The organism is Limnohabitans sp. INBF002, from assembly GCF_027924905.1.
Lineage (GTDB): Bacteria > Pseudomonadota > Gammaproteobacteria > Burkholderiales > Burkholderiaceae_C > Limnohabitans.
The window spans coordinates 2209835-2234098 of the sequence record NZ_AP027055.1 but is presented as its reverse complement, the minus strand read 5'-3'; the positions used below and the strand labels follow the sequence as shown (position 1 = coordinate 2234098).

The following is a 24264-nucleotide window of genomic DNA, read 5'->3' as shown; positions in this document are numbered from 1 at the left end:
ATGACAGCAGAAGAACTACAAACCATCATCGCCGCAGGCCTGCCCTGCGAGCATTTGCACGTCGAGGGCGATGGCCGTCATTGGTATGCCACTTTGGTGTCCGCCGAGTTTGAAGGCAAACGCCTCATCCAACGCCACCAGAAGGTGTACGCCACCTTGGGCGAAAAAATCAAAACCGACGAAGTACACGCTTTGTCCATGAAAACCTACACGCCTGCCGAGTGGCAAGCTGCTTCTAAAGCTTAAGAAACCCTATGGATAAATTACTCGTTCGCGGCGGCCGCACCCTCAATGGCGAGGTGCTGATTTCTGGCGCCAAAAACGCGGCCCTGCCCGAGCTGTGCGCGGCCTTGTTGACCGACCAACCTGTCACGTTGCACAACGTGCCGCAGTTGCAAGACGTGGCCACCATGCTCAAGCTCATCCGCAACATGGGTGTCACCGCCGAGCGCGCCGATGACGGCACCGTGAGTTTGGATGCGGGTGGTTTGAACAACCCCGAAGCCCCTTACGAGCTGGTGAAAACCATGCGCGCTTCGGTGCTGGCGCTGGGCCCCTTGTTGGCCCGCTTTGGTCACGCCAAGGTGTCGTTGCCCGGCGGTTGCGCCATTGGCTCACGCCCTGTGGATCAGCACTTGAAAGGCTTGCAAGCCATGGGTGCTGAAATTGAGGTGGAGCACGGCTACATGGTGGCGAAGTTGGGTGGTGGTCGCACACGCCTCAAAGGCGCGCGCATTGCCACCGACATGGTGACGGTCACGGGCACAGAAAACTTCCTGATGGCTGCGGCTTTGGCCGACGGCGAAACCGTTTTAGAAAACGCTGCGCAAGAGCCAGAAATTCCAGACTTGGCTGAAATGCTCATTGCCATGGGCGCGAAGATTGAAGGCCACGGCACCAGCCGTATTCACATCCAAGGTGTGGAGCGCTTGCACGGCTGCACCCATAAAGTGGTGGCCGACCGCATTGAAGCCGGCACGTTTTTGTGCGCAGTGGCTGCGACCGGCGGCGACGTGTTTTTGCGCCACGCCCGTGCCGACCATTTGGACGCGGTCATCGACAAGCTGCGCGATGCTGGTGCAATCGTCACTGCCAACGAAGACGGCATTCGCATCCAAGGCACAGCGCCCGCGTATGAACACCTCAAGGCGCAAAACTTCCGCACCACCGAATACCCAGGCTTCCCCACCGACATGCAAGCGCAGTTCATGGTGTTGAACGCGATTGCCAAGGGTGCCTCGAAGGTGACCGAAACGATTTTTGAAAACCGCTTCATGCATGTCAACGAGTTGGTGCGCTTGGGTGCACACATCCAAATCGACGGCAAAGTGGCCGTGCTTGAAGGCGTGCAAAAGCTCTCGGGTGCAACAGTGATGGCTACTGACTTGCGCGCTTCTGCCTCGCTGGTGATTGCCGGCTTGGTAGCCGATGGCGAAACCTTGGTGGACCGCATCTACCACTTGGACCGTGGCTACGACAAGATGGAAGCCAAGCTGCGCGCTATCGGTGCAGATATCGAAAGAGTCAAGTAATGGCCCCCACGCTCGTCACTTCGTGTACTTCGCTGCCCCCCGAGGGGGCCCTCGCGCCTTGGGGCGGCCCGGCGGCGCTCACGCCATGAAAGTAAAAGAAATGCTCACACTCGCTCTCTCCAAAGGCCGCATCTTTGACGAAACCATGCCGCTGCTCAAAGCCGCAGGCATTGAGGTGCTCGAAGACCCAGAAAAATCTCGCAAGCTCATCTTGCCCACCAACCACGCCAACGTGCGCGTGGTGCTGGTGCGTGCGTCTGATGTGCCCACGTATGTGCAATACGGCGGTGCTGATTTGGGTGTGACGGGTCTTGACACGTTGATCGAACACAGCGGTGGTGTGGCGGGTGGCGTGGCCACCACGGGCCTGTACCAACCGCTCGATTTGCAAATCGCCAAATGCCGCATGAGCGTAGCCGTGCGTTCTGACTTCGATTACGCCGCGATGGTCAAACAAGGCGCACGCTTGAAAGTGGCGACCAAGTACACCACTATTGCGCGTGACTTCTTCGCCACCAAAGGCGTGCACGTCGATTTGGTCAAGCTCTATGGCTCCATGGAATTGGCCCCGCTCACCGGCTTGGCCGATGCCATCGTGGACTTGGTGTCTACCGGCAACACGCTCAAAGCCAACCACTTGGTGGAAGTTGAGCGCATCATGGACATCAGCTCGCGCTTGGTGGTCAACCAAGCCGCGCTCAAGATGAAGCAGGCCGACATTCGCCGCATCATCGATGCCTTCTCTGCTGCTCTGTCGGCAGGCAAATAATCTCTCACATCACACGTACACAAGATGGCCAAACCGCTTCGTCTCTCGACCACCAGCCCCACCTTTGAAGCTGATTTCAAAGCGCGTCTGCATTGGTCTGCCGACACCGATGCGGCCATCGAGCAACGCGTGGCTGACATCTTGGCCGACGTGCAAAAGCGTGGCGACGCCGCTGTGCTGGCGTACACCGAGCGCTTTGACGGCCTGAAGGCCGACAGCATGGCTGCGTTGGAGCTGACGCAAGTCGAACTCAAAGCCGCCTTCGATGGCTTGCCCGCCGAGCAACGCGACGCCTTGCAAGCCGCCGCCGCCCGCGTGCGCAGCTACCACGAGGCGCAAAAGAAAGCCAGTGGCGAAAGCTGGACTTACCGCGATGCCGATGGCACGCTGCTGGGTCAAAAAGTCACGCCACTCGACCGCGTGGGCATCTATGTGCCCGGTGGCAAAGCCGCGTATCCATCCAGCGTGTTGATGAACGCCATTCCTGCGCACGTCGCAGGCGTGAGTGAAATCATCATGGTGGTGCCTACGCCAGCACGCGATAGAAGCTCGGCTGACGCCTCGCGTGGCGAAAAGAACCCGCTCGTGTTAGCCGCTGCGTATGTGGCCGGCGTGAGCCGCGCCTTCACCATCGGTGGCGCACAAGCCGTGGCTGCGTTGGCCTACGGCACAGCCACAGTGCCAGCGGTGGACAAAATCACCGGCCCCGGCAACGCCTATGTGGCCGCTGCCAAGCGCCGTGTGTTTGGCACGGTGGGCATTGACATGATTGCGGGCCCCAGCGAAATTTTGGTGTTGGCCGATGGCTCCACGCCCGCCGATTGGGTGGCCATGGATTTGTTCAGCCAAGCCGAGCATGACGAGTTGGCGCAAAGCGTGTTGCTGTGTCCCGATGCTGCGTACATTGACCGCGTGCAAGCCGAGATTGAACGCTTGCTGCCGCAAATGCCGCGCAAAGACATCATCGAAAAATCGCTCAATGGCCGTGGTGTGCTCATCCACACCCAGAGCATGGAAGAAGCCTGTGCCATCAGCAACCGCATTGCGCCCGAACACTTGGAGGTGTCGAGCAACGAGCCACACAAGTGGGAGCCGTTGCTCAAGCACGCAGGTGCGATCTTCTTGGGCGCGTTCACCAGCGAAAGCTTGGGCGACTACTGCGCTGGCCCCAACCACGTGTTGCCCACCAGCGGTACGGCGCGTTTCAGCTCGCCCTTGGGCGTGTACGATTTCCAAAAGCGCAGCAGCTTGATCGAGGTGAGCGAGCAGGGCGCACAAACGCTGGGCAAGATTGCCGCTGTGCTGGCCTATGGCGAAGGCTTGCAAGCCCACGCCATGGCGGCTGAGTTTCGTTTGAAGAAAGACTGATCAGATATGACGAATCAAACGAACAAGGCTCTGCGTTTCATTCGCCCCGATGTTCAAGCCATGCACGCCTATGCTGTGCAGCACTCGGTGGGCATGGTCAAGCTTGACGCGATGGAAAACCCATTCACCCTCTCGTCCGAATTGCAGGCCAAACTCGGCGCACGTTTGGGCGCGGTGGAAGTCAATCGCTACCCTGGCGCTCGCATCGACGACTTGAAGAGCGCACTGGCGAAATACGTTGATTTGCCTGCAGGTTTGGGCCTGATGTTGGGCAACGGCTCTGACGAACTCATTTCTTTGTTGTCGCAAGCTTGTGCCGTCCCCGGCGCTCAAGATCGCGCCAAAGTTGTGGCCCCAGAGCCCGGCTTTGTGATGTACGGTATGAGCGCACAGCTGCAAGGTTTGCAATACATCGGTGTGCCGCTCAAGGCCGACTTTGAGTTGGACGAAGCCGCCATGTCTGTCGCCATCGCCCAACACGAACCGGCCATCGTTTACATCGCCTATCCCAACAACCCCACTGCCAACTTGTGGGACGCCGACACCATTCGTCGCCTCATCACGCAGGTCAGCGCTTACGGTGGCTTGGTGGTGATGGATGAGGCGTATCAGCCGTTCTCCAGCAAAAGCTGGTTGGACGAAATTCGCCAGCATCCAGCGGCGAACGCCCATGTGCTGCTGATGCGCACGCTGTCTAAGTTTGGTTTGGCTGGCATTCGCTTGGGCTACATGATTGCCCCACAGGCGCTGATCAACGAGGTCGACAAACTGCGCCCACCGTACAACGTGAGCGTGCTCAACGCCGAATGCGCTTTGTTTGCGCTGGAGCACACGGATGTGTTTGCCCAGCAAGCCGCTGTCATTCGCACCGAGCGTGAAGCTTTGTTCAAAGCCTTGCAGCAAATGACTGGCGTCACGCCCTATGCCAGCGAAGCCAACATGATGGTGCTGCGTTTCAATGGTGAGGCCGATGCCGCCAACCGCGCTTTTGAGGTGCTCAAGGCCCACAAAGTGCTGGTGAAGAACGTTTCTAAAATGCACCCATTGCTTGCCAATTGCTTGCGCCTGACCATCGGCACGCCCGAGGAAAATAAACAACTCTTGGCTGCCCTGCAAGCCGCTCTCTCTTAATCGAAAGTCAAACATGACAGCCCAAACAGCGCCAAGAACTGCCGAAGTCAGCCGCAACACGGCCGAGACCCAAATCACCGTCAAGATCAACCTCGACGGCACAGGCCAATCCAAGCTCTCTACCGGCATTGGTTTCTTTGACCACATGCTCGACCAAATCGCGCGTCATGGTTTGATTGACCTCGACATCCAAGCCAAGGGCGACCTGCACATCGACGGCCACCACACCGTGGAAGACGTGGGCATCACCTTGGGCCAAGCGTTTGCCAAAGCCGTGGGCGACAAAAAAGGCATTCGCCGTTACGGCCACGCCTATGTGCCGCTCGACGAAGCGCTCAGCCGCGTGGTGGTGGATTTCTCGGGCCGTCCTGGCCTCATCATGCATGTGCCGTTCAAGAGCGGCATGATTGGCGAGTTCGACAGCCAACTGGCGTTTGAATTCTTCCAAGGCTTTGTGAACCACGCTTTTGTGACCTTGCACATCGACAACTTGCGCGGCGAGAACGCGCATCACCAAGCTGAGACCGTGTTCAAGGCCTTTGCGCGTGCTTTGCGTGCTGCTTTGGAATTGGACCCACGCTCCGCCGGCATGATTCCTTCCACCAAGGGAAGCCTGTGACCAACAAAGTCGCAGTCGTTGATTACGGCATGGGCAACTTGCGCTCGGTGGCGCAGGCGGTGATGCATGCGGCTTCGCTGGTGGACCATGCCGAAGTGGTGGTCACATCTGACCCGCAGGTGGTGCGCGATGCGCACCGCGTGGTCTTGCCTGGTCAAGGTGCTATGCCTGATTGCATGCGCGAGTTGCGTGAGTCCGGCATGTTTGATGCGGTCATGGACGCTGCCCACAAAAAACCTTTGTTTGGCGTGTGCGTTGGCATGCAAATGATGCTGGACCACAGTGCCGAGGGCGACACGCCCGGCTTAGGCCTGATTCCCGGCGAGGTGGTGAAGTTTGATTTGGCGGGCCGCACACAACCCGATGGCAGCCGCTTCAAGGTGCCGCAAATGGGCTGGAACCAAGTGCAGCCCACACGCCCGCACTTCATGTGGACCGATGTGCCGTCAGAGAATGGGGGCAGCTACTTCTATTTCGTGCACAGTTTCTACGCCCGCCCAGCGAACCCAGAGCACAGCGCGGCCCAAACTGACTACGGCGGCCTTTTTACATGTGCCGTGGCCCGTGACAACATTTTTGCGACACAATTTCACCCGGAAAAAAGCGCGGCGCATGGCTTGGCCCTGTACCGCAACTTTCTGCACTGGAACCCTTGAACTTTTAACGCCATCATGTATTTAATTCCCGCCATCGACCTCAAAGACGGACATTGCGTGCGCCTCAAACAAGGTGACATGGAGCAATCCACCACCTTCGGTGAAGACCCAGCGCAAATGGCGCTCAACTGGGTGGCCAAAGGCGCGCGTCGCCTGCACTTGGTGGACTTGAACGGCGCTTTCGCCGGCACGCCACAAAACAAAGCGGCCATCAAAGCCATTTTGAAAGCCGTGGGCCACGACATCCCCGTGCAGTTGGGCGGCGGCATTCGCGACCTCGACACGATTGAAAAATACATCGACGCAGGCTTGCGTTACGTCATCATCGGCACCGCTGCCGTGAAAAACCCCGGCTTCTTGAAAGATGCGTGTGCAGCTTTTGGCGGCCACATCATCGTGGGCCTTGACGCCAAAGACGGCAAAGTCGCCACCGACGGTTGGAGCAAGCTCACCGGTCACGAAGTGGCTGACCTCGGCAAGAAGTTTGAAGACTATGGCGTTGAGTCCATCATCTACACCGACATCGGTCGCGATGGCATGTTGACAGGCATCAACATCGACGCCACCGTCAAGCTGGCGCAAGCTGTGTCGATCCCCATCATCGCTTCTGGCGGCTTGTCCAACATGGCCGACATCGAACAGTTGTGCGCCGTGGAAGATGAGGGCGTCGAAGGCGTGATTTGTGGTCGCGCCATTTACAGCGGCGATTTGGACTTCGAAAAAGCCCAAGCCCGCGCTGACGAACTCAATGGCTAATGCCACAGCCGCCGGTAACGCGGCCTGCGGTGAGCTTCACCAAGGCCTTGCCTGCCAGCGCTTGACCTTGCCTTGCGGCGATACCGTGTTGGTGGCCCTGCAAGGTGCGCATGTGTTGTCGTGGGTTAGCCAAGGCCGCGAGCGTTTGTATCTAAGCCCCAATAACCTGTGGGATGGCCAATCCGCCATCCGTGGCGGCGTGCCGGTGTGCTTCCCTCAGTTCAACCAACGCGGCACTTTGCCTAAACATGGCTTTGCACGCAACATGGATTGGACAGCGGGCGATGCGGTGACAAGTGGTGACGACGTACACATTGACTTCACCCTCAGCACCAACCCCGACACACTCGCCATTTGGCAACAGGCCTTTGTGGCCCAGCTGCGCGTGGCGTTGACACCCGGCCAGCTGACCCTCACGCTGACCGTCAACAACACCGAAGCGCAAAACGATTTGCACTTCACTGGCGCACTGCACACGTACCTAGCCGTCGATGACATTGACCTGACCGAGCTGCGTGGCTTGGGCGGTCACCCCGAATGGGATGCTGTGGCCGATGTGCACGGCGTGGCCGACGAGGCGCTGTACTTTGACGGCGAGTTCGACCGCGTATACGCGCGTGGTGAGGGCTTATCTGCCAAGCCGCTGCACCTGCAAGATGGTGCGTCTACCTTGCAAATTGAACAAAGCCCTTCGTGGGCTGAGTCTGTGGTGTGGAACCCCGGCGAAAGCAAATGCGCCGCACTGGCCGACATGCCCGCTCAAGGTTTTGCTCGCATGTTGTGCGTGGAAGCCGCGCAGGTGTTTGAACCCATCTCAATTCCCGCTGGTAGCCAATGGGTTGGCTGGCAGCGTTTGACCGTTTCTTGAAGAACTCTTTGGATCTCTATGCTTGCTAAGCGCATCATTCCTTGCCTCGACGTGACCGGTGGTCGCGTCGTCAAAGGCGTCAACTTTGTCGAGCTGCGCGATGCAGGCGACCCTGTTGAAATCGCGGCACGCTACAACGACCAAGGTGCAGATGAGCTGACGTTTCTTGACATCACCGCTACCAGCGACGCGCGTGATGTGATTCTTCACATCATCGAAGCCGTGGCCAGCCAAGTGTTCATCCCTCTCACTGTGGGCGGTGGTGTGCGCACCGTCGACGACGTGCGCCGCATGCTCAACGCAGGCGCTGATAAAGTGAGCTTCAACTCAGCCGCCATTGCCAACCCACAAGTGATTCGCGATGCCTCGGCCAAATACGGCGCGCAGTGCATCGTCGTGGCCATCGATGCCAAACGCCGCACCGCGGAAGACGAACAGCGTATGGGCGCAAACGGTTTGCCCGTTGGCCCCGGCTGGGATGTGTTCAGTCACGGCGGCCGTAAAAACGTAGGCCTGGACGCCGTGGCGTGGGCCAAGCAAATGGCCGATTACGGCGCAGGCGAAATCTTGCTTACCAGCATGGACCGCGACGGCACCAAGAGCGGCTTTGACTTGCAGCTCACCCGTGCTGTGTCCGACATCGTGCCCGTGCCCGTGATTGCCTCAGGCGGCGTGGGCAACCTCGACCACTTGGCCGACGGCGTGCAACAAGGCGGTGCTGACGCCGTGCTGGCTGCGAGCATCTTTCACTACGGCGAATACACCGTGCAGCAAGCCAAAGAGCGCATGCGTGAGCGCGGCATTCCTGTGCGCTTGTAATCCTTTTCTTGAAAACAACCGACATGACCTCAACTTGGCTTGATGCCATCAAATGGGACGACAAAGGGCTGGTGCCCGTGATCGCCCAAGAAAAAGACAGCGGCGATGTGCTGATGTTTGCGTGGATGAACCGCGAGGCGCTGCAAAAAACGGCTGAGCTCAAGCGTGCGGTGTATTTCAGCCGCTCACGCAACAAGCTGTGGTTCAAGGGCGAGGAGTCGGGCCATGTGCAAACGGTGCACGACATTCGCATCGACTGCGACAACGACGTGGTGTTGCTCAAGGTGACGCAAGAAGGGCACGAGCCCGGCATTGCCTGCCATACTGGCCGCCATAGCTGCTTCTACCAACGCCTTGAAGGTGAAGCGTGGCACGCTTGCGAGCCTGTGCTGAAAGACCCTGAATCTATTTACAAGTGAACACCATGAGTTCAAACGATACCCTGCAGCGTCTGGCCGACGTGATTGAAAGCCGCAAGCCCGCCAATGGCGGCGACCCCGAGAAGAGCTACGTCTCGCGCTTGCTGCACAAAGGCCCTGACGCGTTCTTGAAGAAGATTGGCGAAGAAGCCACTGAGACCGTGATGGCCGCCAAAGATGTGGACCATGGCGGCGACGCTTCTAAGTTGGTGTACGAAGTGGCCGACCTGTGGTTTCACAGCATGATCGCTTTGGCGCACTATGGCTTGAAGCCCTCTGACGTGATTGACGAGCTGGCGCGCCGCGAAGGCCTGAGTGGCTTGGAAGAGAAAGCTTTGCGCAAAGCGCAAGCCCGCGAAGCCGCAGGCGAGTGAGGACAATATGACAGACGCTAATTGCATTTTTTGCAAAATCATCGCGGGTCAAATCCCGTCGCGCAAGGTGTACGAAGACGACGAAATCTTCGCGTTTCACGACATCAACCCGTGGGCGCCCGTGCACTTTTTGATCATTCCTAAGTTGCACATTCCCTCGATGGCGCATGTCACGCCCGAGCATGAAGGTTTGTTGGGTCGCATGATGTTGCTGGCCCCCAAGCTGGCTTTGCAAGAAGGCGCAAAACCTTACCCCGAAGGTGGCTTTCGCATCGTGGCTAATACTGGCGCTGAAGGTGGGCAAGAAGTCCATCACATGCACTGGCATGTCATGGGCGGTCCACGCCCTTGGCTGCGCGGCTGATTAGAATTCAATCAATTATTTAGGAGTCACACATGGGTTCGTTTTCAATTTGGCATTGGCTGATCGTCTTGTTGATCGTCATCATGGTGTTTGGTACCAAGAAGCTCAAAAACTTGGGCTCAGACTTGGGCGGCGCCGTGAAGGGTTTCAAAGACGGCATGAAAGATGGCAGCGCACCTGCCGAAGACAAGCCAGCAGCGCCTGCTGCCGCTGTGTCTGCTGACAAAAACACCATTGACGTTGAAGTCAAGAACAAGTCTTAATTGATGTTGATCGCTTGCTTTGTTTGATCTCGATTTTTCCAAAATTGCGGTAGTGAGTGCGGTGGCCTTGGTGGTCATCGGGCCCGAGCGATTGCCCAGTGTCGCCCGCACGATGGGGACGATGATTGGCAAAGCCAAGCGTTACGTGGCTGACGTCAAAGCTGAGGTCAACCGCACGATGGAGCTCGATGAGCTCAAGAAGATGAAAGAGACGATGGAGACAGCGGCACGCGATGTGGAGCACTCCGTACACACCGCAGCCAGCGACTTTGAGAAAGACTGGTCCGAAACCACGGCTGGTTTGTCGTCTGACCATTACGAACCGTTGGCCCCACCGCCACCCACGTATGAAAACCCAGGCAAGAAATGGCGCCTCAAGCGTGGTGCCGTGCCGCATTGGTACAAAGCCCGTCAAGGTGTACGCACCAAGGCGCTATCTGGCGCGGCCCGCGTGGCGCGTTTTCGCCCTGTGAAGCGTTCTGAACATGTCTGATACCCCCTCTACCGACGAATTGGCAGGCACCGAGCAGCCGTTTGTGCAGCACTTGATTGAGTTGCGTGACCGTTTGGTCAAAGCCACGATTGCCGTGTTGGTGGCTGGTGCTGCGTTGGCGATTTACCCCGGCCCTGCCGAGCTGTATGACTTGTTGGCTGCACCTTTGGTGGCTCAGTTGCCTGCGGGTGCCACGTTGATCGCCACGTCGGTGATTTCACCATTTTTGGTGCCGCTCAAAATTTTGCTGATGACTGCGTTCTTGCTGGCGCTGCCGGTGGTGTTGTACCAAGTGTGGGCGTTCGTGGCGCCTGGCTTGTATTCGCACGAAAAGAAATTGGTGCTGCCTTTGGTGGTGTCGAGCACTTTGCTGTTCATGGTGGGGGTGGCCTTTTGCTACTTCTTCGTGTTTGGCCAAGTGTTCAAGTTCATCCAAAGCTTTGCGCCCAAAAGCATCACGGCTGCACCTGATATTGAGGCTTATTTGGGCTTTGTCATCAGCATGTTCATCGCCTTTGGTTTGGCGTTTGAAGTGCCTATCGTGGTCATTGTGTTGGCGCGCATGAATGTGGTGACCATCGAAAAGCTCAAAGACTTTCGCTCGTACTTCATCGTGTTGGCATTCATCATCGCGGCCATCGTGACGCCCCCCGATGTGGTGTCGCAGCTGGCGCTGGCCATTCCCATGTGCATCTTGTACGAGATCGGCATTTGGGCCGCACAGTTGTTCATCAAACACACGCAAGCGCCTGACGCCGAATAAGCTCTGCGCAAACACACCATGAAACGTCAATGGTTGCTGTTCTCCCAAGTGGTCACCGTGCTGGTGGCGATTTGGTTTGTGGTGGGGACCTTGAAGCCTGAGTGGCTCAACCGTCGCGTGCCAATCTCAGGTGTGACTTTGCTGGAGGCTGCACCCAATGTCGCTGGTACGGTCATGCCTGGCAGTTTCAGCCCCGCGGCCAAAGTGGCATCGCCTGCCGTGGTGAGCATTGCCACCACACAAGCGAATGCGCCCGCGCATCCTTTTCAAAACGACCCTTGGTTTCGCTTTTTCTATGGCGACCGCGAAGACGACACGCCACAGCAGGGCTTGGGCAGTGGCGTCATCGTCAGCCCTGAGGGGTACATCCTCACCAACAACCATGTGATTGAGGGTGCGCAAGAAATTGAAGTCACCTTGAGTGACAGTCGCCATGCAACTGCACAGGTGATTGGCGCAGACCCGGATACCGACCTCGCTATTTTGCGCATCAACCTAGACCGCTTGCCCGTCATTGCCTTGGGCAATTCAGACACCGCGCAAGTGGGTGACCGCGTGTTGGCAATTGGCAATCCATTCGGCGTGGGCCAAACCGTGACCAGCGGCATCGTGTCGGCCTTGGGCCGTAACCAGTTGGGCATCAACACTTTTGAGAATTTCATCCAAACCGATGCGGCCATCAACCCTGGCAACTCGGGCGGCGCTTTGGTGGATGTGAACGGTAATCTGATTGGTATCAACACCGCCATCTATTCGCGTTCGGGCGGCAACATGGGCATTGGTTTTGCCATTCCTGTGTCTACCGCGCGTCAAGTGCTAGAGGGTATCGTGCGCGATGGTCAAGTGACACGCGGCTGGGTGGGAATTGAACCCAGTGAGTTGACGCCTGAATTGGCCGAGACGTTTGGCTTGAAGCAAACCAACGGTGTGGTGATCACGGGGGTGCTGCAAAACGGCCCCGCTGCGAATGCAGGCTTGCGCCCAGGCGATTTGTTGTTGGCCGTGGCTGGGCAGCCCGTGAAAAATGTGGGCGAGCTGTTGACGCGAATTGCCGCACTCACGCCCGGCGAGAACGTGAAGCTCGAAGTGGTTCGGCGCAATCAAAACCTGACCTTGAATGTCACGGCGGTCCAGCGTCCCAAAACCAAGGTGCCCCGATGAGTCAAACCGTCACCCGCCAAACATTGCTGAGTGCCTTCAACGATTTGTTGCAGCCTGCACGTTTCAAAGATTACGGACCGAACGGTTTGCAAGTCGAAGGTGCAGACACCATTCGCCACATCGTCTCTGGCGTGACCGCCAGCCGCGCTTTGATTGAGGCGGCGATAGATGCCAAGGCGGATGCCATTTTTGTTCATCACGGTTTGTTTTGGCGTGGCCAAGACGGCACGGTCACCGGCTGGATGAAGCAACGCTTGCAACTGCTGTTGGCACACAACATCAACTTGTTGGCGTACCACTTGCCGCTGGATGCACATCCTGAATTGGGCAACAACGCGCAGCTAGGCCAGCGTTTGGGGCTGCAAGTGCAAGGCACGTTTGGTGAGCAAGATTTGGGCTTGTGGGGCGCGCGCGCGGATGGCCAAACGTTTGCCGATGCGCAAGCTTTGGCGGCAGTGGTGTCGGGGGCTTTGCAACGTGAGTCTGTGGTGGTGCAAACGCCTGCGCGAGAAATACGCAAAGTGGCTTGGTGCACCGGCGGTGCGCAAAGTTATTTCGAAGCAGCCATTGCCGCGGGTGTGGATGCCTTTATCACGGGCGAAATTTCAGAGCCCCAAGCGCATTTGGCGCGCGAAACTGGGGTGGCTTTTTTGGCTTGTGGGCATCACGCCACTGAGCGTTATGGCGCACCTGCCGCTGCGGCGCATGTGGCGGCACAACTGGGCATCAGCCACCAGTTCATCGAAATAGATAACCCCGCATGATGGGTGTTCGCACATGAGCACCGCTGAACATTTCAAGCCCATGGCCATCACGCTGGGCGATGCTGCGGGCATCGGCCCAGAAATCATCGTCAAAGCGTTTCGTGATGCACCCGAGCAGCTGCAAGGCTGCGTGGTCGTCGGTGATTTGGCGGTGATGCAGCGTGCCGCATTGCTGTTGGCTCAGTGCGAATACCACGAACCACAAATGCACATGCAGTTGGTCAACGATTTGCGTGAAGCTGCCCAAATCAAAGCGCCATTCACCATCCCCGTCTTGCAAGTCACGCAGCCTTTGGCGGCTGACCAGCTGCCTGCGTGGGGCCAAATCAGCGCAACCGCTGGGAAGCTGGCTGCTGACTGCGTGGTGTGGGCGGCGCAAGCCGCCTTGCGCGGCGATGTGTCGGCGGTAGTCACAGCACCTTTGCACAAAGAGGCCTTGTTTGCAGCGGGTGTGCCGTTCCCGGGGCATACCGAAATGTTGCAGGCGTGTGCAGCAGCCCATGCAGGCGTGGGGGTGGACGACATGCCCGTGCGCATGATGTTGGCCAACCCTGAACTCAAAACGGTGTTGGTCAGCATCCATGTGTCCCTGCGCCAAGCGATTGACGCGGTGACCCATGACAACATTTTGCAAACCCTGCGCATCACCCATGCGGCAGAGTTGGTGGCCACGGGTCGCGCACCACACATGGCCGTGGCGGGCTTGAACCCGCATGCGGGCGAGGGTGGCTTGATGGGGCGTGAAGAACTCGACACCATCATCCCCGCCTTGCAACAGGCGCGTGCCGAGGGCATGCACGTGAGCGGGCCGTTTGCGCCCGACACGGTGTTCATGCGCGCACGTGCCAAGAACGGACAACCCGGTGAGTTTGATGTGGTGGTGGCGATGTACCACGACCAAGGCTTGATCCCCGTGAAATACTTGGGCGTAGAGCAGGGCGTGAACGTGACGTTAGGACTGCCGCTGGTGCGCACCAGCCCCGATCACGGCACTGCCTTTGATGTGGCCGGCACGTGCAAGGCGGATGCGTCGAGCCTGTTGGCTGCGGTCGCCATGGCGCGTGCCATGCGCCGCTGAAGCGGTTTATTTTTTCAAACTGTCGCGGATATCGCGCAACAACAGGACTTCTTCTTTCGGCGCTGCTTCTTCGGCCGTGCCTTTGATGCGGTTGATTTGCTTGATCATCAAGAAAATGATGAACGCCAAAATCACGAAGTTCACGGCCACGGTGATGAAGTTGCCATACGCAAACACCGGTACGCCCGCTTTCTTCATGGCATCCAGCGTCATTGCGGTGCCTTGAGGGGCTGAACCGAGAACGAGGAAGAAATTAGAAAAATCGAGATGACCAATGAAGGCGGCCACGATGGGCATGATCAGGTCGTTCACGGCTGAATCGACGATTTTTCCAAACGCTGCACCGATGATCACACCGACAGCCAAATCGATGACATTGCCTTTGACGGCGAAGGCTTTGAACTCTTTCAACATGTTGAATCCTTTGTGTATAAAAGTATTCGAATTATCGCTGGCTTACCGCAGCCTTGCAGTGGAAGCACTGCGTAATAAATAGCGGGTGTGTGTGGTCAGCTACAATCAAGTGTTAACCCAACCAGTGATTATTGTTTGAGGAATTCCATGAGTGACACCCCAGTAGACACCAACAAACGCACGTGGCTGATTGCCTCGACTTGCGCGGGTGCGGTCGGTGGCGTAGCAGTAGCTGTGCCTTTCGTCAGCACGTTCCAGCCTTCCGAGAAGGCCAAAGCTGCCGGCGCTGCTGTCGAAGTCGACATCTCTGCCCTCAAACCCGGCGAAAAAATGACCGTCGAATGGCGCGGCAAACCCGTTTGGATCGTCAAGCGCACCCCTGAGCAGCTCGAGTCTTTGAACAAGACCGAAACTCAGCTGGCTGACCCCAAGTCGGAGCGCAAGCCCAGCGAACTCACGCCTGCATATGCGCGCAACCAAGCTCGCTCTATCAAACCTGAAGTGTTTGTGGCTGTGGGTATTTGTACGCACTTGGGTTGCTCACCCTCAGACAAATTCCAAACAGGCGCACAGCCTTCACTGCCTGACGATTGGAATGGTGGCTTCTTGTGCCCTTGCCACGGTTCGACGTTTGATATTGCTGGTCGCGTGTTTAAAAACAAGCCTGCGCCAGACAATCTCGAAATCCCGCCACACATGTACCTGTCCGACACCAAGCTGTTGATTGGTGAAGACAAGAAAGCCTGATAGGACGCACCATGGCTGAATTTAAAGAAATCTCCCCTGACGCCAGCGCTGGCGAAAAATTGCTCAACTGGGTGGACAACCGTTTCCCAGCATCAAAGCTCTACAAAGAGCATTTGTCTGAGTACTACGCACCCAAGAACTTCAACTTCTGGTACTTCTTTGGCTCATTGGCACTCTTGGTGTTGGTGATTCAAATCGTGACCGGTATTTTCTTGGTCATGCACTATAAGCCAGACGCCGCTTTGGCATTTGGTTCTGTTGAATACATCATGCGCGACGTGCCATGGGGCTGGTTGATCCGCTACATGCACTCCACTGGCGCTTCGGCGTTCTTCATTGTGGTTTACATGCACATGTACCGTGGCTTGATCTACGGTTCATACCGCAAGCCACGTGAATTGGTGTGGGTCTTTGGCTGTGCCATCTTCTTGTGCTTGATGGCCGAAGCTTTCATGGGTTACTTGTTGCCTTGGGGCCAGATGTCCTATTGGGGCGCTCAAGTGATCGTGAACTTGTTTGCTGCTGTGCCTTTCGTGGGCCCCGACTTGGCTTTGCTGATTCGTGGTGACTACGTGGTGGGCGATGCCACCTTGAACCGTTTCTTCAGCTTCCACGTGATTGCTGTGCCACTCGTCCTGTTGGGCTTGGTGGTTGCACACATCATTGCGTTGCACGAAGTGGGCTCTAACAACCCAGACGGCGTGGAAATCAAAGGCCCGAACGCACCGAAAGATGCCAACGGTCACCCACTCGACGGCGTGCCTTTCCACCCGTATTACACCGTGCACGACATTTTGGGTGTGAGCGGCTTCTTGTTGGTGTTCAGCGCTGTGATCTTCTTCGCACCTGAATTCGGTGGTTACTTCCTCGAATACAACAACTTCATCCCTGCGGATCCTTTGAAGACACCGTTGCACATTGCGCCAGTGTGGTACTTCACGCCCTTCTATTCGATGTTGCGTGCGATCACCAGTGAAATGATGTACGTGTTGATTGCTTGCGTTTTAGCTGGTGCTTTCTTTGGTGCTGTCAAAACCAACTTGCCAAAAGTAGTCAAAGCGGGTGTGGTGGGTGCAGCTTTGTTTGTGTCCGTGCTCATGCTCTCCATCGACGCCAAATTCTGGGGTGTGGTGGTGATGGGCGGCGCTGTCGTGATCTTGTTCTTCTTGCCCTGGTTGGACAACTGCGGTGTCAAATCAATCCGCTACCGTCCTGACTGGCACAAGTACATGTACGGTGTGTTCGTGGTGAACTTCATCGTGTTGGCTTATTTGGGCGTTCAACCACCCTCCGCCATTGGCGAGCGCGTGTCGCAAGTCGGTACCTTGTTCTATTTCGGCTTCTTCTTGTTGATGCCGATGTGGAGCCGCATGGGTGCAACTAAGCCTGTGCCTGACCGCGTTACCTTCACGCCTCACTGAGATTCACGGAGTACATAACCATGAAAAAAATCATTCTCAGCTTGGCATTGGCCCTCGGTGTGGTGGCTGGCGCGCAAGCGTCTGGCGGCGACACCATCGCATGGGACAAAGCGCCTAACAAAACCAACGATTTGGGAGCCTTGCAAAACGGCGCCAAAATTTTTGTCAACCACTGCTTGAACTGCCACTCGGCTGCATTCATGCGTTACAACCGATTGAAAGACATCGGTTTGACAGAACAGCAGATCAAAGACAACTTGTTGTTCACGACTGAAAAAGTCGGTGACACCATGAAGGCCAACATTGACCCCAAACAGGCCAAAGATTGGTTTGGTGCCACACCGCCTGACTTGACAGTGATCGCACGTTCACGTGCTGGTCACGGCGGCACAGGTGCGGATTACCTCTACACCTACATGCGCACGTTCTACCGTGACGAAACCAAAGCCACAGGTTGGAACAACTTGGTGTTCCCTAACGTGGGCATGCCTCACGTGTTGTGGGAATTGCAAGGCGAGCGTCGTCCGATCTATGACACACACGAAGACCACGGCCATCAAGTCCAAACCTTCAAAGGCTGGGAACAAATCAAGCCAGGCAAGATGACCGCTTTGGAATACGACCAAGCCATGGGTGATCTCGTGGGTTACTTGCAGTGGATGGCTGAGCCAGCTCAAAATACACGCGTGCGCATCGGCGTTTGGGTCTTGTTGTTCTTGGTTGGTTTCATGTTCATCGCATGGCGCTTGAATGCTTCCTTCTGGAAAGACATCAAGTAATTTGCGCAAATTCGGCAACAGGCTTCATGCCTGTTGTCACTTCACGGAGTGACAGGTTAGCCTGCCACTCTTTTTGATTTTTAGGAGCCGCCCATCATGATGGTGCTTTATTCGGGAACTACGTGTCCCTACTCACATCGCTGCCGTTTTGTCTTGTTCGAAAAAGGCATGGACTTTGAAATTCGCGATGTTGATCTTTACAACAAGCCCGAAGACATCAATGTGATGAATCCGTACGGTCAAGTGCCAATTTTGGTTGAGCGCGATTTGATCTTGTATGAGTCCAACATCATCAACGAATACATCGACGAACGTTTCCCACATCCACAGTTGATGCCTGGCGACCCTGTCGAGCGCGCCCGCGTGCGTTTGTTCTTGTTGAACTTCGAAAAAGAATTGTTCACACACGTGTCCACGTTGGAGTCTCGCGCTGCCAAAGCCAACGACAAAGCTTTGGAAAAAGCACGCGCTCACATCCGTGACCGTTTGACACAGTTGGCTCCCGTGTTCTTGAAGAATAAGTACATGTTGGGCGAAAACTTCTCCATGCTCGACGTGGCCATTGCACCACTGTTGTGGCGCTTGGATCATTACGGCATCGACTTGTCGAAGAATGCTGCACCATTGCTCAAGTACGCTGAGCGCATCTTCTCGCGCCCAGCCTACATCGAAGCATTGACGCCTTCTGAAAAGGTCATGCGCAAGTAATTCGTATGTTGAACGCTCCAGACGCCTCTTCCACCCGTCCGTATCTGTTGCGTGCGTTGCACGAGTGGTGCACCGACAGTGGGTTCACGCCCTATGTCGCGGTCTTGGTTGACGAGACCGTGCAAGTGCCGATGGAGTACGTCAAAAACGGTGAGATTGTGTTGAACGTGGGCTATGACGCCACGGCAGGCATGACGCTGGGCAATGAGTTCATTGAATTCAAAGCCCGCTTCGGTGGTGTGCCGCGTGAAATCATCATCCCCATCAATCGTGTGATGGCGATTTACGCGCGTGAAAACGGACAAGGCATGTCCTTTCCGATGAACACCGCATCTGATGCGGTTCCTGCCGCTGTGGCTAAACGTCCCGCATTAAGTGCGGTGGACACGTCACAGGTTGACGGTGGTGCAGACGATGAGCCGCCAACGCCCACGACACCTTCAGGTCGTCCAACACTCACGCGTGTGAAGTAAAAACACACGAAAGTTAGGTTAGAATTCTGCCTGCGCCGCTTTAGCTCAGTTGGTAGAGCACCCGCCTTGTAAGCGGTAGGTCGTCAGTTCGATTCCGACAAGCGGCACCAAAATAAAACCCGTTACGCCTTTGGCGTAGCGGGTTTTTCTTTAGCTGTGCGATTTCACTTTGACGCGGATGGTGTTCACATTCCAACCCTTGGTGCGCAAGTGGGCGCACAAGGCCGGCAATGTTTGCCGTAGCTTGGCGGCTACAGCGCTGTTGGGCACCAACAAACACCAAGCATCATCTTCTACCCCACCAGATTGGACCAGTGGACGCAACGAAGCGGGAAGCAGTGGGGCGATCGCTTTGAGTCTGTTTTGGGTGTCCTGAGCAATCGCGGAGAGGTGGGCCAAAGAAGGTGCTGAGCCAACCACTTGCTCCAAGGTCTGTGATTTACCGCGCACACTGACCCTTGATTTGGGCGGTGTGTTGTATCCCAGCGCACGATAGGCGGCAAGTGTGTCGGGATGCGGTGTAGAACGGGTGGCCATGACGCAATTATGGTTCCGCTGACGGTTAAAATTCTGAGCTTCTATCAAGCCTTTCACAAAGGATTTTGCGACCCTTGTTTTTGCAGAAAAACAGGGACCTCGCAGTGCTCGCATGGCTCTCAATTTCTTGACTCAAATTTTTGGTAGCCGCAATGAGCGGCTACTCAAGCAATACCGCAAAACCGTCACGCAAATCAATGCGTTGGAGCCTTCGTTGGAGAAGCTCGACGATGCGGCCTTGCGTGCCAAAACCGACGAATTCAAATCACGCGTCGCCAACGGTGAGGCCTTAGACGATTTGTTGCCTGAAGCTTATGCCGTGGTGCGTGAGGCTTCCAAGCGCGTCATGAAAATGCGCCACTTTGACGTGCAGATGTTGGGCGGCATTGCGCTGCACCAGGGCAAAATTTCCGAAATGCGTACCGGTGAAGGCAAGACCCTCACCGCCACATTGCCCGTGTACCTGAATGCCCTCACCGGCAACGGCGTGCATGTGGTGACGGTGAACGATTACTTGGCCAGCCGTGACGCGCAATGGATGTCGCGCCTGTACAACTGGTTGGGTTTGTCTGTGGGCATCAACTTGCCACAGATGCCGCGCGAAGAAAAGCAAGCGGCTTACCGCGCCGACATCACCTACGGCACAAACAACGAATACGGCTTTGACTACCTGCGCGACAACATGGTCTACGAAGCCGCTGACCGTGTGCAACGCAAACTCAACTACGCCATCGTGGACGAGGTGGACTCCATCTTGATCGACGAGGCGCGCACACCGCTCATCATCAGCGGTCAAGCCGAAGACCACACAGCGCAGTACGTGGCCATCAACCGCATCGTGCCGTTGCTCACTCGCCAAGTCGGTGAAGAAGACCCACGCACGGGCGAGGGCATCATCACGCCCGGTGACTTCACGGTGGACGAAAAATCACACCAAGTCTTCATGACCGAACAAGGCCATGAAAACGCTGAGCGCATTTTGAGTGCCAACGGTTTGCTGCCCGAAGGCGCATCGTTGTACGACCCCGCCAACATCAGCTTGATGCATCACCTGTACGCAGCCTTGCGTGCCAACCACCTGTATCACCGCGACCAACATTACGTGGTGCAAAACGGTGAGATCACCATCGTGGATGAGTTCACGGGTCGTTTGATGTCGGGTCGCCGCTGGAGCGATGGTCTGCACCAAGCGGTGGAAGCCAAAGAGGGCGTGGAGATTCAAGCCGAGAACCAAACACTCGCCTCCATCACGTTCCAAAACTATTTCCGCTTGTACAACAAGCTCGGCGGCATGACAGGTACAGCCGACACCGAGGCGTACGAGTTTCAAGAAATTTACGGTTTGGAAACGGTGGTGATTCCACCCAACCGCATCAGCAAACGTGAAGACCAGCTGGACCGCGTTTATAAAACCACGGCAGAAAAATACACTGCTGCCATTGACGACATCCGCGAATGCTACGAGCGCGGTCAACCCGTGCTGGTGGGCACCACCTCGATTGAAAACTCAGAGCTGATTGCTGAGATGTTGGAGAAGGCCAAGTTGCCGCACCAAGTGCTCAACGCCAAACAGCACGCCAGCGAAGCCACCATCATTGCGCAAGCCGGTCGCGCCAAGATGATCACCATCGCCACCAACATGGCCGGTCGTGGTACCGACATTGTGTTGGGCGGTAACGTTGAAAAAGCGATTGCTGAAGTCGAAGCCGATGAGGCTTTGGACGCCACAGAAAAACAAAAACAAATCGACGCCCTGCGCGTGCAATGGGCCAAAGACCACGACTATGTGAAGTCACTCGGTGGCTTGCGCATCATTGCCACAGAGCGCCACGAGTCACGCCGCATTGACAACCAGTTGCGCGGCCGCTCGGGCCGTCAAGGTGACCCAGGTTCTTCTCGTTTTTACTTGAGCTTGGATGACTCTCTGATGCGCATTTTTGCGGGCGAGCGTGTCAAGTCCATCATGGACCGATTGAAGATGCCAGAGGGCGAGGCCATCGAAGCTGGCATCGTCACACGCAGCATCGAAAGCGCGCAGCGCAAAGTCGAGGCACGCAACTTTGACATTCGCAAGCAACTGCTGGAATACGACGATGTGTCCAACGACCAGCGCCGTGTGATTTACCAACAGCGCAACGACATCTTGGATGCCACCGATTTGACCGCTCAAATCGCCAGCTTGCGTCAAGGTAGTTTTACCGACTTGGTGCGTCAATACGTGCCCGAAGAATCGGTGGAAGAGCAGTGGGACATCGCAGGCTTGCAACGTGCGTTGTTGCAAGAATGGCTCATTGAACTGCCGTTGCAAGAAACCGTGCAACAAGCGTCGGCCATCACCGACGAAGAGATTCTTGAGCAGGTCATTGAAGCGGCGCACGCCACATTCCAAGCCAAGCTCGATCGCGTGGGCATTGAACAGTTCACGCCGTTCATGCGCGTGGTCTTGTTGCAAAACATCGACAGCCATTGGCGCGAGCATTTGGCAGCCTTGGACTATTTGCGCCAAGGCATTCACTTGCGCGGCTACGCCCAAAAGCAGCCCAAGCAAGAGTACAAGCGCGAAGCGTTTGAGTTGTTTGGCCAGTTGCTCGACTTGGTGAAGAACGAAGTCACCCGCGTGTTGATGACGGTCAAGATTGAATCGAACGAGCAAATTGAACAAGCTGCGACTGAGTTGGAAGACCGCGCAGAGAATTTGCACAACGTGACCTACACCGCCCCTGACGAATCAGGCCAAGCGGTCACCACGGCAGATGAAACCACCTTTGCCGCACAAATGCCGCCTGTGGGTCGTAACGATCCCTGCCCGTGTGGCAGCGGTAAAAAATTCAAGTTCTGTCACGGTAAGTTGATCTAATAAATACATGTCAGTTCATCTCACTCCTCCCAATCCTGCCGATTTACATGCCATTGCTGGCGTGCGCATTGGTGTCACCCAAGCGGGCATTCGCAAAGCAGATCGCAAAGACTTAACCGTGGTGCTGATTGACGAAGGCGCATCGGTCAGCGGTGTGTTCACGCAAAACCGTTTTTGTGCAGCACCTGTCCAGGTGTGTCGTGAGCATTTGGATTCAGGTCAAGGTATCCGTGCGATGGTGGTCAACACCGGCAATGCCAATGCGGGCACGGGCGAAGAAGGCTTGAAGCGTGCACGCGAAACCTGCGTGGCCTTGGCTGAAGCCTTGCATATTTCTCCTAACCAAGTGTTGCCTTTCTCGACCGGCGTCATCATGGAGCCGTTGCCGCATGACCGCATCATTGCGGGCATGCCTGCAGCCATCGCCGCGGCTGGGGATGCCGGCAGTGCACAGCAATGGGCCTATGCCGCTGAAGGCATCATGACCACTGACACGGTGCCCAAAGCGGCCAGCACACAAGTACAAATTGGTGGTGCAACCGTCAGCGTGACCGGCATCAGCAAAGGCGCGGGCATGATTCGTCCCAACATGGCCACCATGCTGGGCTATGTGGCCACCGATGCGTGCGTGGCCCCCGTGTTGATGAAAGAGTTGTCGTTGGTTTTGGCCGAAGGCTCGTTCAACCGTATCACTGTCGATGGCGATACATCGACCAACGACTCGTTTGTCGTCATCGCCACCAACAAAGCGCAACACGCGCCTATCACCAGCTTGCAAAGCGCAGAAGGCCAAGCCTTGCTGCAAGCCATGTTGCAAGTCGCACGCGAACTCGCGCAAGCCATCGTTCGCGATGGCGAGGGCGCCACCAAGTTCATCACCATCCGCGTGGAGGGGGGCAACACCAGCGCAGAATGCCGTCAAGTCGCCTATGCCATTGCCCATTCGCCTTTGGTGAAAACAGCCTTCTTTGCCAGCGATCCCAACTTGGGCCGCATCTTGGCTGCGGTGGGCTATGCGGGCATCACCGACCTCGACCAAACTGGCATTGATTTGTATTTGGACGATGTACATGTCGCCATCCAAGGTGGCCGTCATCCCGAGTACCGCGAAGAAGACGGTCAACGTGTGATGAAGCAATCTGAAATTACTGTGCGCGTGGTCTTGGGCCGTGGCACAGCCAGTGACACGGTGTGGACTTGTGATTTGAGCCACGACTATGTCAGCATCAACGCCGACTACCGCAGCTAATGACAACCGAACTTCATCCCTTAGAACGCTTGGTGCAACGCGCCGAGGCTTTGATGGCGCGCATTGAGCAAGTGCTGCCGCAACCCATGGCTGAGCCTGATTGGTCAGCGAGCGTGGCCTTTCGGTATCGCAAACGCAACAATGGTCGCGGCGGCTTAGAGCCTGTACGTCATGTGGCCAAACTGGGTTTGGCTGACTTGCAAGAGATTGACGGCCAAAAAGAAAAAATTCAGTGCAACACTGAGCAATTTGTGAAGGGCTTGCCCGCCAACAACGTGTTGCTCACGGGCGCGCGTGGCACAGGTAAGTCGTCACTGATCAAAGCGTGTTTGAACGAATACGGCCCACAAGGTTTGCGTTTGATTGAGGTCGACAAAGACGACCTGACCGACTTGCCCGACATCATTGAGTTGGTGTCAGAGCGTCCAGAAAAGTTCATGATCTTCTGTGATGACTTGAGTTTTGAAGATGGCGAGCCCGGCTACAAAGCGCTCAAGTCCATCTTGGATGGCTCGATTGCGGCAGCGACACCCAATGTGTTGATTTATGCCACCAGCAACCGCCGTCATTTGTTGCCCGAGTACATGAAGGAAAACCTCACGTACACGCATACCGACGATGGCGAAGTGCACCCAGGTGAAGGCGTAGAAGAGAAAATTTCTTTGTCTGAACGCTTTGGTTTGTGGGTGAGCTTTTACCCCTTCAGCCAAGATGAGTACCTGACGATTGCTGCGCAGTGGCTCTCGTCGTTTGGCTTCAAGCCTGCTGAAATTGAGGCGGCCAAACCTGAGGCGTTGGTCTGGGCTCTAGAGCGCGCTTCGCGCAGTGGCCGTGTGGCGTATCAGTTTGCTCGCGACTACGCGGGCAAACACGCCGCTTAAA

29 protein-coding genes and 1 tRNA gene are annotated in these 24264 nt (G+C 56.4%); 28 read left to right on the top strand and 2 right to left on the bottom strand.

Annotated features, from left to right (window positions below; translation table 11 throughout):
- From QMG15_RS11250 to pdxA, 19 genes are all read left to right on the top strand, one after another.
- Entirely contained in the window at nt 1–246 is a 246-nt protein-coding gene (locus tag QMG15_RS11250; RefSeq protein WP_281788671.1) for a BolA family protein, read from the top strand.
- An 8-nt stretch (nt 247–254) separates the two neighbouring features.
- Nucleotides 255–1532 (top strand): UDP-N-acetylglucosamine 1-carboxyvinyltransferase, encoded by a 1278-nt coding sequence (gene murA, locus QMG15_RS11245; protein ID WP_281788670.1) that lies wholly within the window; start codon nt 255–257, stop codon nt 1530–1532.
- Nucleotides 1533–1632: 100 nt separating this feature from the next.
- On the top strand, nt 1633–2301 hold the full coding sequence (gene hisG, locus QMG15_RS11240) for an ATP phosphoribosyltransferase (RefSeq protein WP_281790130.1): 669 nt from the start codon (nt 1633–1635) through the stop codon (nt 2299–2301).
- A 24-nt stretch (nt 2302–2325) separates the two neighbouring features.
- Nucleotides 2326–3669: a histidinol dehydrogenase gene (gene hisD / locus QMG15_RS11235; RefSeq protein ID WP_281788669.1), complete on the top strand. Its 1344-nt coding sequence runs from the start codon at nt 2326–2328 to the stop codon at nt 3667–3669.
- A gap of 6 nt (nt 3670–3675) precedes the next feature.
- Entirely contained in the window at nt 3676–4800 is a 1125-nt protein-coding gene (gene hisC / locus QMG15_RS11230) for a histidinol-phosphate transaminase (RefSeq protein WP_281788668.1), read from the top strand.
- 13 nt (nt 4801–4813) lie between these two features.
- A complete protein-coding gene (gene hisB / locus QMG15_RS11225) occupies nt 4814–5419 on the top strand; it encodes an imidazoleglycerol-phosphate dehydratase HisB (protein ID WP_108358335.1) in 606 nt (201 codons plus the stop codon).
- Nucleotides 5416–6075, top strand: a complete 660-nt coding sequence (gene hisH / locus QMG15_RS11220) for an imidazole glycerol phosphate synthase subunit HisH (RefSeq protein ID WP_281788667.1) — start codon at nt 5416–5418, stop codon at nt 6073–6075. The genes hisB and hisH overlap by 4 nt, the downstream gene beginning before the upstream one ends.
- Nucleotides 6076–6090: 15 nt before the next feature.
- A complete protein-coding gene (gene hisA, locus QMG15_RS11215) occupies nt 6091–6831 on the top strand; it encodes a 1-(5-phosphoribosyl)-5-[(5-phosphoribosylamino)methylideneamino]imidazole-4-carboxamide isomerase (protein ID WP_281788666.1) in 741 nt (246 codons plus the stop codon).
- Nucleotides 6824–7699, top strand: coding sequence for a D-hexose-6-phosphate mutarotase (locus tag QMG15_RS11210; protein WP_281788665.1), 876 nt, complete (start codon nt 6824–6826; stop codon nt 7697–7699). Before hisA ends, QMG15_RS11210 begins: the two co-directional genes overlap by 8 nt.
- A gap of 18 nt (nt 7700–7717) precedes the next feature.
- Nucleotides 7718–8518, top strand: coding sequence for an imidazole glycerol phosphate synthase subunit HisF (gene hisF, locus QMG15_RS11205; protein ID WP_281788664.1), 801 nt, complete (start codon nt 7718–7720; stop codon nt 8516–8518).
- A 23-nt stretch (nt 8519–8541) separates the two neighbouring features.
- Nucleotides 8542–8937: a phosphoribosyl-AMP cyclohydrolase gene (gene hisI / locus QMG15_RS11200; RefSeq protein WP_281788662.1), complete on the top strand. Its 396-nt coding sequence runs from the start codon at nt 8542–8544 to the stop codon at nt 8935–8937.
- A gap of 5 nt (nt 8938–8942) precedes the next feature.
- Nucleotides 8943–9311: a phosphoribosyl-ATP diphosphatase gene (locus QMG15_RS11195; RefSeq protein WP_104797164.1), complete on the top strand. Its 369-nt coding sequence runs from the start codon at nt 8943–8945 to the stop codon at nt 9309–9311.
- 7 nt (nt 9312–9318) lie between these two features.
- A complete protein-coding gene (locus QMG15_RS11190) occupies nt 9319–9675 on the top strand; it encodes a histidine triad nucleotide-binding protein (protein WP_108358330.1) in 357 nt (118 codons plus the stop codon).
- A 32-nt stretch (nt 9676–9707) separates the two neighbouring features.
- Nucleotides 9708–9938 (top strand): Sec-independent protein translocase subunit TatA, encoded by a 231-nt coding sequence (gene tatA / locus QMG15_RS11185; protein ID WP_108281767.1) that lies wholly within the window; start codon nt 9708–9710, stop codon nt 9936–9938.
- Between the two features lie 19 nt (nt 9939–9957).
- Nucleotides 9958–10431, top strand: coding sequence for a Sec-independent protein translocase protein TatB (tatB, locus tag QMG15_RS11180; protein ID WP_281788661.1), 474 nt, complete (start codon nt 9958–9960; stop codon nt 10429–10431).
- Nucleotides 10424–11194 carry a twin-arginine translocase subunit TatC gene (gene tatC, locus QMG15_RS11175; protein WP_108358328.1) on the top strand — a complete coding sequence of 257 codons (771 nt, stop codon included), beginning with the start codon at nt 10424–10426 and terminating at the stop codon, nt 11192–11194. The genes tatB and tatC overlap by 8 nt, the downstream gene beginning before the upstream one ends.
- Before the next feature lie 18 nt (nt 11195–11212).
- On the top strand, nt 11213–12355 hold the full coding sequence (locus tag QMG15_RS11170) for a Do family serine endopeptidase (RefSeq protein ID WP_281788660.1): 1143 nt from the start codon (nt 11213–11215) through the stop codon (nt 12353–12355).
- A complete protein-coding gene (locus QMG15_RS11165) occupies nt 12352–13119 on the top strand; it encodes a Nif3-like dinuclear metal center hexameric protein (RefSeq protein ID WP_281788659.1) in 768 nt (255 codons plus the stop codon). The genes QMG15_RS11170 and QMG15_RS11165 overlap by 4 nt, the downstream gene beginning before the upstream one ends.
- Before the next feature lie 13 nt (nt 13120–13132).
- The gene (pdxA, locus tag QMG15_RS11160; RefSeq protein ID WP_281788658.1) at nt 13133–14197 is read left to right on the top strand and encodes a 4-hydroxythreonine-4-phosphate dehydrogenase PdxA; all 1065 of its coding nucleotides are present in this window, start codon (nt 13133–13135) and stop codon (nt 14195–14197) included.
- Between the two features lie 6 nt (nt 14198–14203).
- Here the strand turns inward: pdxA and mscL are convergent, their stop codons facing one another.
- Entirely contained in the window at nt 14204–14611 is a 408-nt protein-coding gene (gene mscL, locus QMG15_RS11155) for a large conductance mechanosensitive channel protein MscL (RefSeq protein ID WP_281788657.1), read from the bottom strand.
- A gap of 147 nt (nt 14612–14758) precedes the next feature.
- Between mscL and petA the strand changes: the two genes are divergently transcribed.
- The 6 genes from petA to QMG15_RS11125 all read left to right on the top strand — a co-directional run bounded on the left by petA (nt 14759) and on the right by QMG15_RS11125 (nt 18849).
- Nucleotides 14759–15358 carry a ubiquinol-cytochrome c reductase iron-sulfur subunit gene (gene petA, locus QMG15_RS11150; protein ID WP_281788656.1) on the top strand — a complete coding sequence of 200 codons (600 nt, stop codon included), beginning with the start codon at nt 14759–14761 and terminating at the stop codon, nt 15356–15358.
- A gap of 11 nt (nt 15359–15369) precedes the next feature.
- Nucleotides 15370–16779, top strand: coding sequence for a cytochrome bc complex cytochrome b subunit (locus tag QMG15_RS11145; RefSeq protein ID WP_281788655.1), 1410 nt, complete (start codon nt 15370–15372; stop codon nt 16777–16779).
- A 20-nt stretch (nt 16780–16799) separates the two neighbouring features.
- Nucleotides 16800–17558 carry a cytochrome c1 gene (locus tag QMG15_RS11140; protein ID WP_108401847.1) on the top strand — a complete coding sequence of 253 codons (759 nt, stop codon included), beginning with the start codon at nt 16800–16802 and terminating at the stop codon, nt 17556–17558.
- A 96-nt stretch (nt 17559–17654) separates the two neighbouring features.
- Entirely contained in the window at nt 17655–18266 is a 612-nt protein-coding gene (locus QMG15_RS11135) for a glutathione S-transferase N-terminal domain-containing protein (RefSeq protein ID WP_108358321.1), read from the top strand.
- A gap of 5 nt (nt 18267–18271) precedes the next feature.
- Nucleotides 18272–18739, top strand: a complete 468-nt coding sequence (locus QMG15_RS11130; protein ID WP_281788654.1) for a ClpXP protease specificity-enhancing factor — start codon at nt 18272–18274, stop codon at nt 18737–18739.
- A 34-nt stretch (nt 18740–18773) separates the two neighbouring features.
- Nucleotides 18774–18849: transfer RNA gene (locus QMG15_RS11125), tRNA-Thr, on the top strand.
- A gap of 40 nt (nt 18850–18889) precedes the next feature.
- On the opposite strand, the gene QMG15_RS11120 is transcribed toward QMG15_RS11125, so the two are convergent.
- Entirely contained in the window at nt 18890–19276 is a 387-nt protein-coding gene (locus QMG15_RS11120; protein ID WP_342748872.1) for a hypothetical protein, read from the bottom strand.
- Between the two features lie 112 nt (nt 19277–19388).
- Between QMG15_RS11120 and secA the strand changes: the two genes are divergently transcribed.
- The 3 genes from secA to QMG15_RS11105 are packed head-to-tail and all read left to right on the top strand — an operon-like array spanning nt 19389 to nt 24263.
- Nucleotides 19389–22133, top strand: a complete 2745-nt coding sequence (secA, locus tag QMG15_RS11115) for a preprotein translocase subunit SecA (RefSeq protein ID WP_281788653.1) — start codon at nt 19389–19391, stop codon at nt 22131–22133.
- 7 nt (nt 22134–22140) lie between these two features.
- Complete coding sequence (gene argJ, locus QMG15_RS11110) at nt 22141–23382, top strand: bifunctional glutamate N-acetyltransferase/amino-acid acetyltransferase ArgJ (protein ID WP_281788652.1); 1242 nt, start codon at nt 22141–22143, stop codon at nt 23380–23382.
- Complete coding sequence (locus QMG15_RS11105; RefSeq protein WP_281788651.1) at nt 23382–24263, top strand: ATP-binding protein; 882 nt, start codon at nt 23382–23384, stop codon at nt 24261–24263. Before argJ ends, QMG15_RS11105 begins: the two co-directional genes overlap by 1 nt.
- Nucleotide 24264 lies beyond the last annotated feature (1 nt).